12 protein-coding genes are annotated in these 13,733 nt (G+C 74.6%); 7 read left to right on the top strand and 5 right to left on the bottom strand.

Annotation, left to right across the window (positions count from 1 at the left end; genetic code table 11):
* Positions 1-129: 129 nt before the first annotated feature.
* Positions 130-996 (top strand): S1 family peptidase, encoded by an 867-nt coding sequence (locus ACWDVG_RS25970; protein WP_451702389.1) that lies wholly within the window; start codon positions 130-132, stop codon positions 994-996.
* A gap of 255 nt (positions 997-1,251) precedes the next feature.
* Positions 1,252-2,106: a S1 family peptidase gene (locus ACWDVG_RS25965; protein WP_451702441.1), complete on the top strand. Its 855-nt coding sequence runs from the start codon at positions 1,252-1,254 to the stop codon at positions 2,104-2,106.
* 102 nt (positions 2,107-2,208) lie between these two features.
* On the opposite strand, the gene ACWDVG_RS25960 is transcribed toward ACWDVG_RS25965, so the two are convergent.
* Positions 2,209-3,249 carry a DUF3533 domain-containing protein gene (locus ACWDVG_RS25960; protein ID WP_451702387.1) on the bottom strand — a complete coding sequence of 347 codons (1,041 nt, stop codon included), beginning with the start codon at positions 3,247-3,249 and terminating at the stop codon, positions 2,209-2,211.
* 173 nt (positions 3,250-3,422) lie between these two features.
* On the opposite strand from ACWDVG_RS25960, the gene ACWDVG_RS25955 reads away from it, so the two are divergent.
* From ACWDVG_RS25955 to ACWDVG_RS25945, 3 genes are all read left to right on the top strand, one after another.
* Positions 3,423-6,935, top strand: a complete 3,513-nt coding sequence (locus ACWDVG_RS25955; protein WP_451702385.1) for a DNA polymerase III subunit alpha — start codon at positions 3,423-3,425, stop codon at positions 6,933-6,935.
* Entirely contained in the window at positions 6,932-7,915 is a 984-nt protein-coding gene (locus ACWDVG_RS25950; protein WP_451702383.1) for a DNA polymerase Y family protein, read from the top strand. Before ACWDVG_RS25955 ends, ACWDVG_RS25950 begins: the two co-directional genes overlap by 4 nt.
* A 145-nt stretch (positions 7,916-8,060) precedes the next feature.
* Entirely contained in the window at positions 8,061-8,948 is an 888-nt protein-coding gene (locus tag ACWDVG_RS25945) for an esterase/lipase family protein (protein WP_451702382.1), read from the top strand.
* A gap of 3 nt (positions 8,949-8,951) precedes the next feature.
* Here the strand turns inward: ACWDVG_RS25945 and ACWDVG_RS25940 are convergent, their stop codons facing one another.
* Entirely contained in the window at positions 8,952-9,983 is a 1,032-nt protein-coding gene (locus ACWDVG_RS25940) for a lytic polysaccharide monooxygenase auxiliary activity family 9 protein (protein ID WP_451702380.1), read from the bottom strand.
* Between the two features lie 287 nt (positions 9,984-10,270).
* Here ACWDVG_RS25940 and ACWDVG_RS25935 point away from each other — a divergent pair, with 287 nt between their 5' ends.
* The gene (locus ACWDVG_RS25935; RefSeq protein ID WP_451702378.1) at positions 10,271-10,684 is read left to right on the top strand and encodes a DUF6299 family protein; all 414 of its coding nucleotides are present in this window, start codon (positions 10,271-10,273) and stop codon (positions 10,682-10,684) included.
* Here ACWDVG_RS25935 and ACWDVG_RS25930 read toward each other — a convergent pair.
* Entirely contained in the window at positions 10,681-11,163 is a 483-nt protein-coding gene (locus ACWDVG_RS25930) for a DUF402 domain-containing protein (protein ID WP_451702377.1), read from the bottom strand. The two genes, ACWDVG_RS25935 and ACWDVG_RS25930, sit on opposite strands and share 4 nt — an antisense overlap.
* Positions 11,144-12,067 (bottom strand): N-acetyltransferase family protein, encoded by a 924-nt coding sequence (locus ACWDVG_RS25925; RefSeq protein WP_451702375.1) that lies wholly within the window; start codon positions 12,065-12,067, stop codon positions 11,144-11,146. The genes ACWDVG_RS25930 and ACWDVG_RS25925 overlap by 20 nt, the downstream gene beginning before the upstream one ends.
* A gap of 74 nt (positions 12,068-12,141) precedes the next feature.
* Between ACWDVG_RS25925 and ACWDVG_RS25920 the strand changes: the two genes are divergently transcribed.
* Positions 12,142-12,519 carry a GntR family transcriptional regulator gene (locus ACWDVG_RS25920; protein ID WP_451702372.1) on the top strand — a complete coding sequence of 126 codons (378 nt, stop codon included), beginning with the start codon at positions 12,142-12,144 and terminating at the stop codon, positions 12,517-12,519.
* Between the two features lie 64 nt (positions 12,520-12,583).
* Here ACWDVG_RS25920 and ACWDVG_RS25915 read toward each other — a convergent pair whose 3' ends face one another.
* Positions 12,584-13,693, bottom strand: a complete 1,110-nt coding sequence (locus ACWDVG_RS25915; protein ID WP_451702370.1) for a DUF5925 domain-containing protein — start codon at positions 13,691-13,693, stop codon at positions 12,584-12,586.
* Positions 13,694-13,733: the final 40 nt, after the last annotated feature.

Genomic DNA, 13,733 nt, shown 5'->3' with positions numbered 1-13,733 from the left:
ACGGCGGTCTTGTGCGGCCGTCCGGGGCGCGTCAGTATCACTGGCGGTGCATGTCAGGGACACGTCACCTGATGGCGCCTCACGGACCCGCCACCCACGGGTCCCTCCGCTTTTCCCAGAAGGAGAACTGTGAGGAGCACAGTGAGGAACACCCGCACCCGACTGCTCGCCCTCGCCGCGGGACTCGCGGCCGTCACGGCCCTCGGACTCCCCGGCGCCCAGGCCGCCCCCGTCCCCGGCCCGGCCGGAGCGGCCCAGCTCGCCCGTGCCGAGGCCGCCGTCGACGCCGCCGGCATCGGCGGCACCGCCTGGTACGTGGACAGAGCGGCGGGCCGGGTCGTCGTCACCGCCGACTCCACCGTCACCGACGAGGGCCTCGCCACCCTCCGCAGAGCCGCGGGCGCCGACGCCGGAGCCCTCCGCGTCCAGCGCACCCCCGGCGTCTTCAAGCCCCTCCTCGGTGCGGGCGACGCAATCTACGGCAGCGGCTACCGCTGTTCGCTCGGCTTCAACGTCCGCAGCGGCAGCACGTACTACTTCCTCACCGCCGGCCACTGCGGCAACGTGGTGAAGACCTGGTACGCCAACTCGGCGCAGTCGACCCTGATCGGCGCCACCACCGGGTCCAGCTTCCCGGGCAACGACTACGCCCTGGTCCGGTACGACAACGCCTCGCTCAGCCACACCGGCGGCTTCACCGCCGCCGACGCCTACGTGGGCGAGCCGGTCAAGCGCTCCGGCTCCACCACCGGCACCCGCAGCGGCACGGTGACCGGTCTCGACGCGACCGTCCACTACTCGGGGGGCGGCACCGTCCGCGGCATGATCCAGACCAACGTCTGCGCCGAGCCCGGCGATTCGGGCGGCGCGCTCTACGACGGCACGAAGGCGCTCGGCATCACCTCCGGCGGCAGCGGCAACTGCTCGACCGGCGGCACCACCTTCTACCAGCCGGTGCCGGAGGCCCTCGCCAAGTACCGGGTCAGCCTCTACTGACGCGCCGACCCCGTCGCGGCCGGGGAATCCCACCCTCCGGCCGATCCGGTCCATGACCGCCCCCGGCCGTGACCGGCCCCGGTCCCCGGCCGATCCCGGTCGGCGACCGATCCCGATCCCGAGCCCGGTCCGCGGCCGATCCCGGTCCGCGACCGAGGACCCACGCTGAACGATCCCCGCCACTGATCCATCCCCCCCACCCAGGAGGAACCAGACGTGAGGACCCAGCGCACCACCTCCACCCGCAAGGTCCGGATGCTCGCCGTCGCCGCCGGGCTCGCCGCGGCGGCGAGCCTCGCGGTCCCCACCGCGAACGCCGGTACGGAGCAGACCTTCGGCGCCACCCAGCTCGCCGCGGCGAGTGACGCCGTCCTCGCCGCCGACGTCGCCGGCACCGCCTGGCACGTCGACTCCGCCACCGGCAAGGTCGTCGTCACCGCCGACTCCACCGTCTCCCAGGCCGAGATCGCCCGGATCAAGCAGCGGGCGGGCGCCAACGCCGGGGCGCTCCGCGTCGAGCGGACCCCCGGCAAGTTCACCAAGCTGATCTCCGGCGGCGACGCCATCTACGCCGACGGCGGCTGGCGCTGTTCGCTCGGCTTCAACGTCCGCGACAGCGCGGGCGCGTACTACTTCCTGACCGCCGGTCACTGCACCGACGGCGCGGGCACCTGGTACTCCAACTCCTCCCGCACGACCGTCCTCGGCACCACCGCCGGGTCGAGCTTCCCGAACAACGACTACGGCATCGTCCGCTACACCAACAGCACCGTCACCAAGTCCGGCAGCGTCGGCAGCGTCGACATCACCAGCGCCGCCAACGCCACCGTCGGTATGTCCGTCACCCGTCGCGGCTCCACCACCGGCACCCACAGCGGTTCGGTGACCGGCCTCAACGCCACCGTGAACTACGGCGGCGGCGACATCGTCTACGGCATGATCCGCACGAACGTGTGCGCCGAGCCCGGCGACTCCGGCGGCCCGCTCTACTCCGGCAGCCGCGCCATCGGCCTCACCTCCGGCGGCAGCGGCAACTGCTCCACGGGCGGCACGACGTTCTTCCAGCCCGTGACGGAGGCCCTGAGCGCGTACGGCGTCAGCGTGTACTGACCCTCCCCCCCGCGCACCGCGGTCCCTCCCGTCCCTCCGGCCGTTCCGACGGCCGGAGGGACGGTCGTCTCCGGAATCCCCGGGGCCGCGGGGCCCGGGCCCTCAGGCCGCCCTGACCTCGCCCAGCTCCCCGGCGATCGGCTCCGCCTCCGGCTTGCGCCGCAGGGAGGACATCACCAGCGTCACGGCCGCGCCGACGACGGCCCAGGCCGAGAGGACCAGCAGCGACGCGGTCATGTCGTTGCCCTTGAAGTACGCGATCGAGCGCGCCGCCCAGGTGCCCGCGCCCGGCGGCAGGGCGGGGCCGATCGCCTTCCAGAACGGCGGCAGCATCGGCAGCGGGAAGGCGCCGCCCGCGCTCGGGTTGCCCGCGACGACGATCAGCAGGATCGCCAGGCCGATGCCGACGATCCCGAAGACGGACTGGAGGGCGAGGGTGGCGGCGCCGACGGCGAAGACCACCAGGGTGCCCAGGCCCCACAGGGCGGCGACGCTGCCGGGCAGGGCGCCGAGGACCGGGCCGACGATGACCGCGCCGCCCAGGCCGCCGAGCACCGCGTAGAGCGCGAGGACGCCGAGCCGGATGACCGCCCGTTCCCGGTTGGCGGGCCGGGAGCCCGCGCTGATCGCGAGGATCGCGGCGCAGATGTAGCCGCCGACGCACCAGCCGACGACGAGGTAGAAGGCCGAGAGCCCGTCGAAGTCCTCCGGGGAGGCGGGGGCCACGTCGACCGTCCGCACGGTGCGCCCCTGGGTGCCCTCCACCCGGGTGAGGATCGTCTCCAGGGCGGAGGAGAGCACGGTGCCGCCGCCGGAGGCGACGAGCAGGGTGTCGGTGCGGCCGGCGGGGGCGACGACGAGGGCCCCGTCGATGTCCCGGTTCATGATCTGCTTCCGCGCCTCGGCCTCGTCGGTGACGGCCCGCGGGTCGAGCGGCGCCCCGGGGAGCTTCTCCAGTTCCCCGACGAGCCGGGCCGAGAGCTGCTGCGGGGCCGCCACGCCGAAGGGCACGTCCGTCGGCTTCGGGTGGTGCAGGGCCCCGACGTACGAGGCGATGAACAGGAGCTGGAGGGCGAAGACGCCGACGACGAGCAGGGCGGCTCGGGGCGTGACGGCGCTTTTCAGTTCGTCGACGAGACTCATGCCCCCACGCTCCGGGGAGGGAGGTGTTTCCGCAGGTGGGTGGGGGCCGAATGGTTGACCGGGGCCGCGCCGCCCCGGTTATCGTACGGACGTTCGAAAATGGGTTAGGGTGGGAGCGGGGGGTGGGAACGTATGTACGAATTCGATGCGGGAGTGCGGGAGGTGCGCCAGCCATGCCGGGTTTCACGCACCTGCACACCGCCTCGGGCCACTCCCTGCGCTACGGCGCCTCGCACCCCGGCCGTCTCGCCGAGCGCGCCACCGAGCGCGGCATGGACGCGCTCGCCCTGACCGACCGCGACACCCTCGCCGGCGCCGTCCGCTTCGCCAAGGCCTGCGCGGAGGCGGGGGTCCGCCCCCTCTTCGGCGTGGACCTCGCCCACGGCACCCCCGAGGCCCCCGGCACCCCCGGAGCCGTCGGCGCCGACCGCGGCTCCGCCCGGCGCGTCCCCGTCAAGGGCGGTGCCTTCGTCGACGAGTCCGCGCCCCGCGCCGTCCTCCTCGCCCGCTCCCGGAGCGGCTGGGCCTCCCTCTGCGCCATGGTCACCGCCGCCCACGCCGCCGGGTCCGGAAGCCCCCGGCTGCCCTGGTCCGAGCTGCGCGAGGAGGGCGTCACCGTCCTGCTCGGCCCCCACTCCGACGTCGGCCGCGCCCTCGCCGCCGGCCGCCCCGACCGGGCCGCCCGGCTGGTCGCCCCCTGGCGCGAGCGGTACGGCGACGCGCTGTGCCTGGAGGCCGTCCACCACGGCCTGACCGGCACCGGGCCCGGCTCCCTGCGGCTCGCCGCCCGCACCGTCGGCTTCGCCGCCGAGCACGGCGTCCGCCCCGTCCTCAGCAACGCCGTCCGCTACGCCGACCCCGGCCAGGGGCCGGTCGCCGACGTCCTCGACTCCGCCCGCCGCCTCGTCCCCGTCGACCCCCGCAAAGGGCTCGACAGCGGCGAGGCCTGGCTCAAGGGCGCCGAGGGCCCCGACGGCATGCTGGCCGTCGCCGAGCGGATCGTCGAGGCCGCCGGCTTCCGCGGGGACGCCGCCCACCGGCTGCTCGACCGGACCGAGGAGGTCGCCGCGGCCTGCCTGGTCGACCCCGAGGACGACCTCGGCTTCGGGGTCGCCCACTTCCCCGAGGGGCACCTCGTCGGCGCCGCCCGCCGCACCGCCCAGCGCGTGCTCGCCTCCCGGGCCGCCGCCGGGATGCTCCTGAAGGGGTACGACCGCCGCCCCGACCGCCGGGTCTACTGGGACCGGATGCACCACGAGCTGGACATCATCGCCCACCACGGCTTCGCCACCTACTTCCTGACGGTCGCCCAGGTCGTCGACGACGTACGGGGGATGGGGATCCGGGTCGCCGCCCGGGGGTCCGGCGCGGGCTCCCTCGTCAACCACCTCATCGGCATCGCGCACGCCGACCCGGTCGAGCACGGCCTGCTGATGGAACGCTTCCTCTCCAAGCGCCGCACCGCCCTGCCCGACATCGACATCGACGTGGAGTCCGCCCGCCGGCTGGAGGTCTACCGGGCGATCATCGACCGCTTCGGCGCCGAACGGGTCGCCGCCGTCGCCATGCCCGAGACCTACCGGGTCCGCCACGCGGTACGGGACGTGGGTGCCGCCCTCTCCCTCGACCCCGCCGAGATCGACCGCATCGCCAAGGCCTTCCCGCACATCCGTGCCCGGGACGCCCTCGCCGCCCTCGACGAACTGCCCGAACTGCGCGCCCTCGCGGGCGAGAAGCGGAAGTACGGGAAGCTCTGGGAGCTGGTCGAGGCGCTCGACGCGCTGCCCCGCGGGGTCGCCATGCACCCCTGCGGGGTGCTGCTCTCCGACGCCTCGCTGCTCACCCGTACCCCCGTGGTCCCCACCAGCGGCGAGATCCCCCTGGGGGACGGGGAGCGCGGAGGGGCGCCCTTCCCCATGTCCCAGTTCGACAAGGAGGACGTGGAGGAGCTCGGGCTGCTCAAGCTCGACGTCCTCGGGGTGCGGATGCAGTCCGCGATGGCCCACGCCGTCGCCGAGGTCGAGCGCGCCACCGGCACCCGCCCGGACATCGACGCGATCCCGCCCGGCGACCCCGAGACGTACCGCCTCATCCGCTCCACCGAGACCCTCGGCTGCTTCCAGATCGAGTCCCCGGGCCAGCGCGACCTGGTCGGCCGGCTCCAGCCCGCCGACTTCCACGACCTCGTCGTCGACATCTCGCTCTTCCGGCCGGGCCCGGTCGCCGCCGACATGGTCCGCCCCTTCATCGAGGCCAGGCACGGCCGCGCCCCCGCCCGCTACCCCCACCCCGACCTGGAGGAACCCCTGAAGGAGACGTACGGCGTGGTCGTCTTCCACGAGCAGGTCATCGAGATCGTCCGGATCATGACCGGCTGCGGCCGGGACGAGGCCGACCAGGTCAGGCGCGGGCTCTCGCACCCCGACTCCCAGGGCCGGATCCAGGTCTGGTTCGCCCGGGAGGCGGAGCGCCGGGGGTACGCCCCCGAGACCGTCGCCCGCACCTGGGAGATCGTGGCCGCCTTCGGCTCGTACGGCTTCTGCAAGGCGCACGCCGTGGCCTTCGCCGTGCCCACCTACCAGTCCGCCTGGCTCAAGGCCCACCACCCGGCCGCCTTCTACGCCGGGCTGCTCACCCACGACCCCGGCATGTACCCCAAGCGGCTGCTGCTCGCGGACGCGCGGCGCCGCGGGGTGCCGCTGCTGCCGCTGGACGTGAACCGGTCGGCGGCCGCCCACCGTATCGAACTGGTGTCCGATGCGAAGGAGGGGAAGCCCGCGGTGTGGGGCCTCCGGCTCGGCCTCGCCGACGTCCACGGCATCAGCGAGGCCGAGAGCGCCCGCATCGAGGCCGGCCGCCCCTACGCCTCCCTGCTCGACTTCTGGGAGCGGGCCAGGCCCCGCAAGCCCGTGGCCGAACGCCTGGCCCAGGTCGGCGCGCTCGACGCCTTCGGCGCCAACCGCCGCGACCTCCTCCTGCACCTCACCGAACTCCACCGCACCCAGCGGGGAGCCGCCTCCTACGGCGGCCAACTCCCTCTCGCCCAGGGCCGGAAGACCGCGCCCGTCGGCCTGCCGGACCTCGACGAGTCGGAGCGCCTCAGCGCCGAACTCGGCGTCCTCGGCATGGACGCCTCCCGCCACCTCATGGGCGACCACCAGGACTTCCTCCGCGAACTCGGCGTCCTCTCCGCCGAACGGCTGCGCTCCGCGCCCCACGGCAGGACCGTCCTGGTCGCGGGCGCCAAGGCCGCCACCCAGACCCCGCCGATCCGCTCCGGCAGGCGCGTCATCTTCACCACCCTCGACGACGGCACCGGCCTGGTCGACCTCGCCTTCTTCGACGACGCCCACGAACGCTGCGCCCACACCGTCTTCCACTCCTGGCTGCTCCTGGTCCGCGGCGTGGTGCAGCGGCGCGGCCCGCGCAGCGTCAGCGTCGTCGGCACCGCCGCCTGGAACCTCGCCGAACTGGTCGACCTGCGGGCCTCCGGCGGCCTCGCCGCGGTGGGGGAGCGGCTCGCGGAGACCCCGCCCCCCACCGGGGAGACCACCGACAACGGCCGCCGCATCACCCTGCCCACCGGCTACGAGATGAACCCCTGGGCCGACCTCCGACCGGCCGGCGAGGGCGCCGCCACACCGGCGCGGAAGCTCTGGCACAGCAGCCCCGGGAGCGCGGGATGATCCTCTGCGTACGGTTCCGGCTCGACCCCGCGGGCGAGGTGCTCCTGCCCCGACTCGTCGAGCTCGTCGGCGAGTTCACCCCCGTCGTGGAGGCGTCCCCGCCCGACGGGCTGCTCGCCGACGTGCGCGGCGCGCTGCGCTACTTCGACCGCACCCCCGCCGAACTCGCCGCCGTGATCCGGGTCCGGGCCCTCGCCCTGTACGGCGTCGACTGCGTCATCGGCGCGGGACCCAACCCGATGCTCGCCCGCATGGCCGCCCGCGAGGCCCGGCCCGGGATCACCCTGACCGTCGACGACCCGGCGGCCTTCCTGCGCGACCGCCCCGTCGTCGCGCTCGACGGCGTCGGCCGCGCCACCGCCCGTACCCTCTGCGGCTACGGACTCGACTCCGTCGGCCGCGTCGCCGACGCCCCGCTCGCCGTCCTCCAGCGGCTCGTCGGCGCCCGGACCGGCCGCGACCTGTGGGAGCGGGCCCGGGGCGTCGACCGCACCCCCGTCGTCCCGAACGCGGCCTCCCGCTCGGTCGCCGCCGAACGCTCCTTCCCGCACGACGAACTCGACCGTACGGAACACCGCAGGGCCCTGCTCTCGCTCGCCACCGAACTCGGCGCCCTGCTGCGGACCGAGGGCCAGGTCTGCCGGGGGCTCGCCGTCACCGTGCGGTACGCCGACCGCACCACGACCACCCGGAGCCGCACCCTGCCCGAGCCGACCGCCCACACGGCGGCGCTCACCGCCCTCGCGTACGCCATCCACGACTCGTACGGCCTCCAGCGGGCCCGGGTGCGGGGCATCGCGCTGCGCGCCGAGGGCCTCGGCCCGGCCGAGGGCGCCGCGCACCAGCTCTCGTTCGACCCCGCCGACGACCGGGCGCGCCGGATCGAGGCGGTGGCCGACCGGGCACGGGCGAAGTTCGGGCCGCGCGCGGTGCTGCCGGGCTCCCTCGCGGCGCCCTCCGCAGGGCCGAGGGCCGCCTGACGGGGACACAGGACTTTTTACCGACGCGTAACTTCCCAGCGCAGGCTACCCGTGCGTAGCTTGGCTGAAGCGCATCCCCACTTGTGGTCCGGACCGCAGGGCACAGCACCCCCACCTTCCCCTTGAGCCGCAAGGAGATCGCCCGATGCTGCCCCGGAAGCCCTGGAAGCGCGCCGTCAGAGCGCTGTCCGTCCTGCTCCTCACCGCCGCCGCCACGCTCGTCCCCGTCGCCACCGCCGCCCCCGTCGCCACCGCCCAGGCCGACACCGCGCCCAGCCGTGGCTGGAACGACTGGTCGTGCAGGCCCTCCGCCGCCCACCCCCGGCCGGTCGTCCTCGTCCACGGCACCTTCGGCAACTCCGTCGACAACTGGCTCGGCCTCGCGCCCTACCTCGTCCACCGCGGCTACTGCGTCTACTCGCTCGACTACGGCCAACTGCCGCACGTGCCCTTCTTCCACGGCCTCGGCCCCATCGCCGAGTCGGCGAAGCAGCTCGACGCCTTCGTGGACCGGGTCCTCGCCGCCACGGGCGCCCCCGAGGCCGACCTCGTCGGCCACTCGCAGGGCGGCATGATGCCCCGCTGGTACCTCAAGTTCCTCGGCGGCGCCGAGAAGGTGAACGCCCTCGTCGGGATCGCCCCCGACAACCACGGCACCACCCTGCTCGGCCTCACCAAACTGCTGCCGTACTTCCCCGGCGCCGAGGACCTGATCAGCTCCGCCACCCCCGGCCTCGCCGACCAGATCGCCGGCTCGGCCTTCCTGACCGCGCTGAACGAGGGCGGCGACACCGTGCCCGGTGTCCGCTACCACGTCATCGCGACCCAGTACGACCAGGTCGTCACGCCGTACCGCTCGCAGTACCTCTCCGGCCCGAACGTCACCAACGTCCTCATCCAGGACAGGTGCGCGCTCGACCTCTCCGAGCACGTGGCGATCGGCACGGTGGACCGGGTCGCCTTCCACGAGGTCTCCAACGCCCTCGACCCGGCCCACGCGACCCCGACCACCTGTCTCTCGGTGGTCGGCTGACCGTCAGCCCCGGCCGGTGCGCCGCCGGGCGGTCCCGAAGAGGACGGCCGCGCCGAGCGCGAGCACGGCGGCGCCGCCGACCGCGAGGTACGGGGTCGCGGTGTCGCCGCCGGTCTCGGCCAGCTCCGTGCCGGAGCCCGGCACGGCGGCGGGCGCGGGCGCGTTGGGGAAGTCCTCGACGGGCGGCGCGGTCGTGGCGGCCGCCCCGGGGGCCGCCGTCGTCGCCGGGGGCTCCGGCGCGGCCGTGGCCTCCGGAGCCGCGGCCGTCCGTCCGGGGCCGGTCGACGCGTCGTCGTCGCCGTGGCCGCCGTGCTCCACCGAGGACTCGTCCGCGCCGTCCTCGAACTGCTCCTCGCTCGGCGCGGAGGCGGTCGCCGCCGGAGCCGTACCGCCGCCGTCCGTACCGCCGCCGTCCTGGCCGAACACCACGTCGGAGCAGGTGTAGAACGCCTCGGGGGAGTCCGACCGCTGCCAGATCGAGTAGATCAGGTGCCGGCCGGACTTCTCCGGCAGCGTCCCCGGGATGACGTACTCGCCGTTCTCCATCCGGGGGTCCGTCGCCGTCGCGAACGGCTTCTCCTCCAGGTCCGACCAGGTCAGCGGCTTCGACGGGTCGTAGCCGTCCTTCGTCACGTACAGCTCGAACGTGCCCCGGTGGGGCGCGGTGCCCCGGTAGCGGAAGGTGTGGGCACCGGAGTCCACCCGGCTCGCGGGCCAGTCGGCGCGCGCCAGGTCCAGGCCGCGGTACGTGTCGTTGCCCGCGCTGCACAGCTCGCCGTCCGGGATCAGCAGGCGGTGCCGCCCGGCGGCGTTCGCGATGTTCACCGCGTTCCAGTCGTAGAAGGCCTGCGTCCCGCTCGCCGCCACCGCCGCCCGGCAGGCCGCCGAGTCCGGCGACTCCGGCCCCTCCGCGTAACAGGCCGCGACCCGGCTCACGGGGTCGGTCATCGACCCGTGGGCGAGGGCGGGCACGGTGGCGAGGGCGGAGAGGACCAGCGCGGCGGCGGTGACCGTGACCGTACGGCGTGAGGTCATGGGGGGACAGCTCCTTCACGGGAGGGGGGTGGTGGGGTCGCCCCGCACGCTAGCCGCCCGGGAAGGGCTGACGGCGGCCTTTAGGGCCGCGTTAAGGCGGACGAAAGAAGCGCCTCAGGTACGCCCTCGGGGAGCGCCGTGCCGCACGGGAGGGGTGACGGTCGGACCGTACGACGATCGGTGCGGCGCCCGTCCAACTCGCCCCCAATGGGGTGAGTTTCGGACAGTGCGCGGCCGAATCCGATATGCCTGGCGGCGACATCCCCCCACCGAAGGGAACCGCTCCCATGCGCGTCCGACTCGCCCTCACCGCAGCCGCCGCCCTGATGGCCGCCGCCACCGCCCCCCTCGCCCACGCGGGAGGGGCGGACGGCCTCTCCGTCCACGGGGAGGGGACCATCGGAGCCGACGGCACGGTCACCCTCTCCGGCACCTACCGCTGCCTCGACGACAGCGCGGGCCCCGTCTTCGTCGGCTCCACCCTCGTCCAGGACGACCGCACCGCCGGCATCGGCGGCACCCGTGCCGTCTGCGACGGCCACGTCCACACCTGGATCAACACCTCCGTCGTCAAGGACCCCGCCTACCGGCCGGGCGCCGCCCGCGTCGAGGCCTCCCTCGTGCAGCTCACCGCCTCCGAGGCCGGACTGCCGCAGCCCGCCTTCCTGACCACCCAGGAAGCGCCCGTGACGCTCCGCTAGCGGAGCAGCCGGACCAGGCCGTCACGGCCCAGCCGGGCCAGCTCGTCCAGGGCCGCCACGGCCCGCTCGGCCGCCTCCGGATCGGAGGCGGTCAGCCCGCTCGCCGCGAACTCGTCCTCGTCGAGCCGCAGCACCTCGCTGCCGTCCGCCGACACCCACAGATCCAGGTCGAGGTCCTCGACCACCACCCCCGCCGGACCGATCTCCGCCGGCCGGGTGATGTCGCAGTACCAGCCCTTCAGGGCGCCGTCGGCTGACCACACCTCCTTGACCGTGTACCAGCGGTCCCGCCAGTAGTGCTCCACGAACACGTCCCCCGGCTCGAACCGCACGAAGCCGAAGTCCCGCACCCCCTCGGCCGCCCAGGGGGCGCGCACCGAGAGCCGCGCGCCGTCCTCCGCGCCCAGCACCTCCGCCGGATAGCGGATCTTCGTCCGGCCGCCCTTCCGCAGGGTGACCTCAACCGAGCGCCCGGACATGCCGCACCTCCGTCGCCGCGATCTCGTAACCGAACCACGCGTTGATCGCCAGCATCGGCCCGTTCTGCGCGTCGTTGCCGGTGAACGCCTCCGTGCAGCCCGCCGCGCGGGCCCGGTGCAGGGACGCGTTCTTCACCAGCTTGGCGAGCCCCCGGCCGCGGAACGCCGGGGCCGTGCCCGTCATCCCCGAGCCGTACCGGCCGCGGCCGTCCGTCTGCGCCGCGCTGAACGCTGCCGGGACGCCGTCCACCACCGCCACCGTCGTCAGCGCCCGGTCGAGCAGCGGATGGTTCCAGGTGGTCTCCAGCCAGTGCGCGTAGTCGTCCATCTCCACGCCCACGTCACCCGGCTCGTCGGCCGTCGTCGCCGCGTCCAGCTCGAACAGCGGCCGCGGGTCCGCCGCGAACTCCTCCGCCGGGCACAGCTCGACCCCCGCCGGCGGGTCCTGGAGCGGCGGCAGCTCCGCCGCGGCCAGGTCGAGCCGGAGGAAGTGCGCCGACCGGCTCGGCGCGTACCCGCGCCGCTCGGCGAAGGCACGGTTCGCGGGCGCGTCGAGGACCCAGGTGTAGAGGGTCGTCGCGCCCCGCTCGGCGAGGTACTCCTCGGACGCGCGCTGCAACAGCGACCCGGCGCCGAGCCCGCGCCGCGCCGGGTCCACGTACACGTTGACGTACCCGATGCCCGGCCTCGGCGCGTCATGGGCGAGGCCCACCTGGGCGGTCCCGATGACCGTGCCGTCCTCGGTCACGGCCACGAGCGGGCGGTAGTGGCTCTCGGGATGGGCGTGCGCCCAGTCGAACGCCACTTGTTCGGCGGTCGCGAGCATGAAGGGAAGCGCGGCCAGACGGACGCGGGCGAACCCCTCGGCGTCGTCGGGGCGCACGTCACGGACGATGACAGTCATGGGCCCGCACGCTACGGGTGCGGGCCGCGCAGCCGCCTCCCATTTTCCGGTGGGGTGAGGGCAGAATCGGAGGGGTGACACTGACAATCGCCGTGGACCACGGATCCACCACCGCTCCCTACGAACAACTGCGGGCCCAGATCTCGGAGCGGGCCCGTTCGGGCCGACTGCCGGTCGGTTACAAGCTGCCGACCGTACGGGGACTGGCGGAGCAACTGGGGCTGGCCGCGAACACGGTCGCCAAGGCGTACAAGGCCCTGGAGGCGGACGGGGTGATCGAGACGCGCGGCCGGCACGGCACCTTCGTCGCCGCCGCGGGCGACGAGGCGAGCCGCCGGGCCGCCACCGCCGCCGCCCAGTACGCGGAGGAGGCCCGCCGCCTCGGCCTCACCCACGAGGCGGCAGGCGCGGCCGTGACCGACGCCCTGCGGGCCGCGTACGGCACGGTCTAGCACGCGATCCCTCCCCAGCCGGTGACGCCCGTTCCGGCCCCGTCCCTTTCCGGGGGCGGGGCCGCTACAGGTACAGGCCCGCGCCCGAGGAGCGCGGCTCCGGGAGTTCGGCCGCGGGGGTGCCGCGCCGGAGCGCGTAGAGCTCCGCCAGCGTCGCGCCCTCCCGCGGCACGTCCCGCTCGGTGCCCAGCCAGGCCACCGACTCCGCACGGCTCAGCGGGCCGACCTCGATCCGGGCCAGGCAGCGGCCGGGTCTGACCACCGCCGGATGGAGCCGCTCCAGGTCCTCGTTGGTCGTCACCCCGACCAGCACGTTCCGCCCCTGGCCGAGCAGCCCGTCCGTCAGGTTGAGCAGCCGGGACAGCGCCTGCCCCGCCGCGTTCTTCGCGCCGCCCCGGATCAGCTCGTCGCAGTCCTCCAGGAGCAGCAGCCGCCAGCGCTCCTTCGCCGTGCCGTCGTCCTCGCCGATCGCGATGTCCATCAGGTACCCGATGTCGTTGAAGAGCCGCTCCGGGTCGAGGACGCAGTCCACCTGGCACCAGTCCTGCCACGCCCGCGCCAGGGTCCGCAGCGCCGAGGTCTTGCCCGTCCCCGGCGGCCCGTGCAGCAGCAGGAGCCGGCCGCTGATGTCCTCGGGGGTCACCTTCATCAGCCGGTCCATCGCGTCGGCCACCGGCGCCGCGTAGTTGGGCCGGACCTCCTCCCAGGTCCCGGCGCTGATCCGGCGGGTCATCCGGCGCGGGCCGCGCTGCGGGGCCACGTACCAGAACCCCATCGTGACGTCGTCGGGCTCCGGCTCCGGTTCGTCCTTCGCCCCCTCCGTGGCCTCGGAGAGGATCCGTTTCGCCAGCTCCGGGTCCGTCGCCGTGACGGTCACGTCCGCGCGCCGGTTCCAGCGGGAGGAGAGGATCGTCCAGCCGTCGCCCTCGGCCAGCACCGAACTGCGGTCGTCGTCCCGTGCCGCCCGTACGACCCGGGCGCCGGCGGGCAGCAGGGTCGCGTCGGGCCTCGCCCGGTCCAGGGTGGTGCTGTGGGCGTACGGCTGCTCCCCGGTCGCGAAGCGGTCGAGGAACAGCGCGTCGATGACGTCGCCGGGCGAGTCGCTGTCGTCGAGGTTGACGACGACGGGCAGCGACTGCCGCGGCGCGGACGGTACGGCGGGGGTGTCGGACATGCCGCCATGATCCGGCAACGGAACCGGCCCCGCACGGCAA

This window comes from Streptomyces sp. NPDC003327, assembly GCF_053589515.1.
The sequence above is the reverse complement of the archived record's forward strand: the minus strand, read 5'-3'. Positions and strand labels throughout refer to the sequence as shown.

What these genes read in the sequence shown, in the direction of transcription:
- ACWDVG_RS25965 (WP_451702441.1), top strand. Translation starts at nt 1,252, where the DNA reads ATGCTCGCCGTCGCCGCCGGGCTCGCCGCGGCGGCGAGCCTCGCGGTC.
- ACWDVG_RS25960 (WP_451702387.1), bottom strand. Translation starts at nt 3,249, where the DNA reads ATGAGTCTCGTCGACGAACTGAAAAGCGCCGTCACGCCCCGAGCCGCC.
- ACWDVG_RS25955 (WP_451702385.1), top strand. Translation starts at nt 3,423, where the DNA reads ATGCCGGGTTTCACGCACCTGCACACCGCCTCGGGCCACTCCCTGCGC.
- ACWDVG_RS25950 (WP_451702383.1), top strand. Translation starts at nt 6,932, where the DNA reads ATGATCCTCTGCGTACGGTTCCGGCTCGACCCCGCGGGCGAGGTGCTC.
- ACWDVG_RS25945 (WP_451702382.1), top strand. Translation starts at nt 8,061, where the DNA reads ATGCTGCCCCGGAAGCCCTGGAAGCGCGCCGTCAGAGCGCTGTCCGTC.
- ACWDVG_RS25940 (WP_451702380.1), bottom strand. Translation starts at nt 9,983, where the DNA reads ATGACCTCACGCCGTACGGTCACGGTCACCGCCGCCGCGCTGGTCCTC.
- ACWDVG_RS25935 (WP_451702378.1), top strand. Translation starts at nt 10,271, where the DNA reads ATGCGCGTCCGACTCGCCCTCACCGCAGCCGCCGCCCTGATGGCCGCC.
- ACWDVG_RS25930 (WP_451702377.1), bottom strand. Translation starts at nt 11,163, where the DNA reads ATGTCCGGGCGCTCGGTTGAGGTCACCCTGCGGAAGGGCGGCCGGACG.
- ACWDVG_RS25925 (WP_451702375.1), bottom strand. Translation starts at nt 12,067, where the DNA reads ATGACTGTCATCGTCCGTGACGTGCGCCCCGACGACGCCGAGGGGTTC.
- ACWDVG_RS25915 (WP_451702370.1), bottom strand. Translation starts at nt 13,693, where the DNA reads ATGTCCGACACCCCCGCCGTACCGTCCGCGCCGCGGCAGTCGCTGCCC.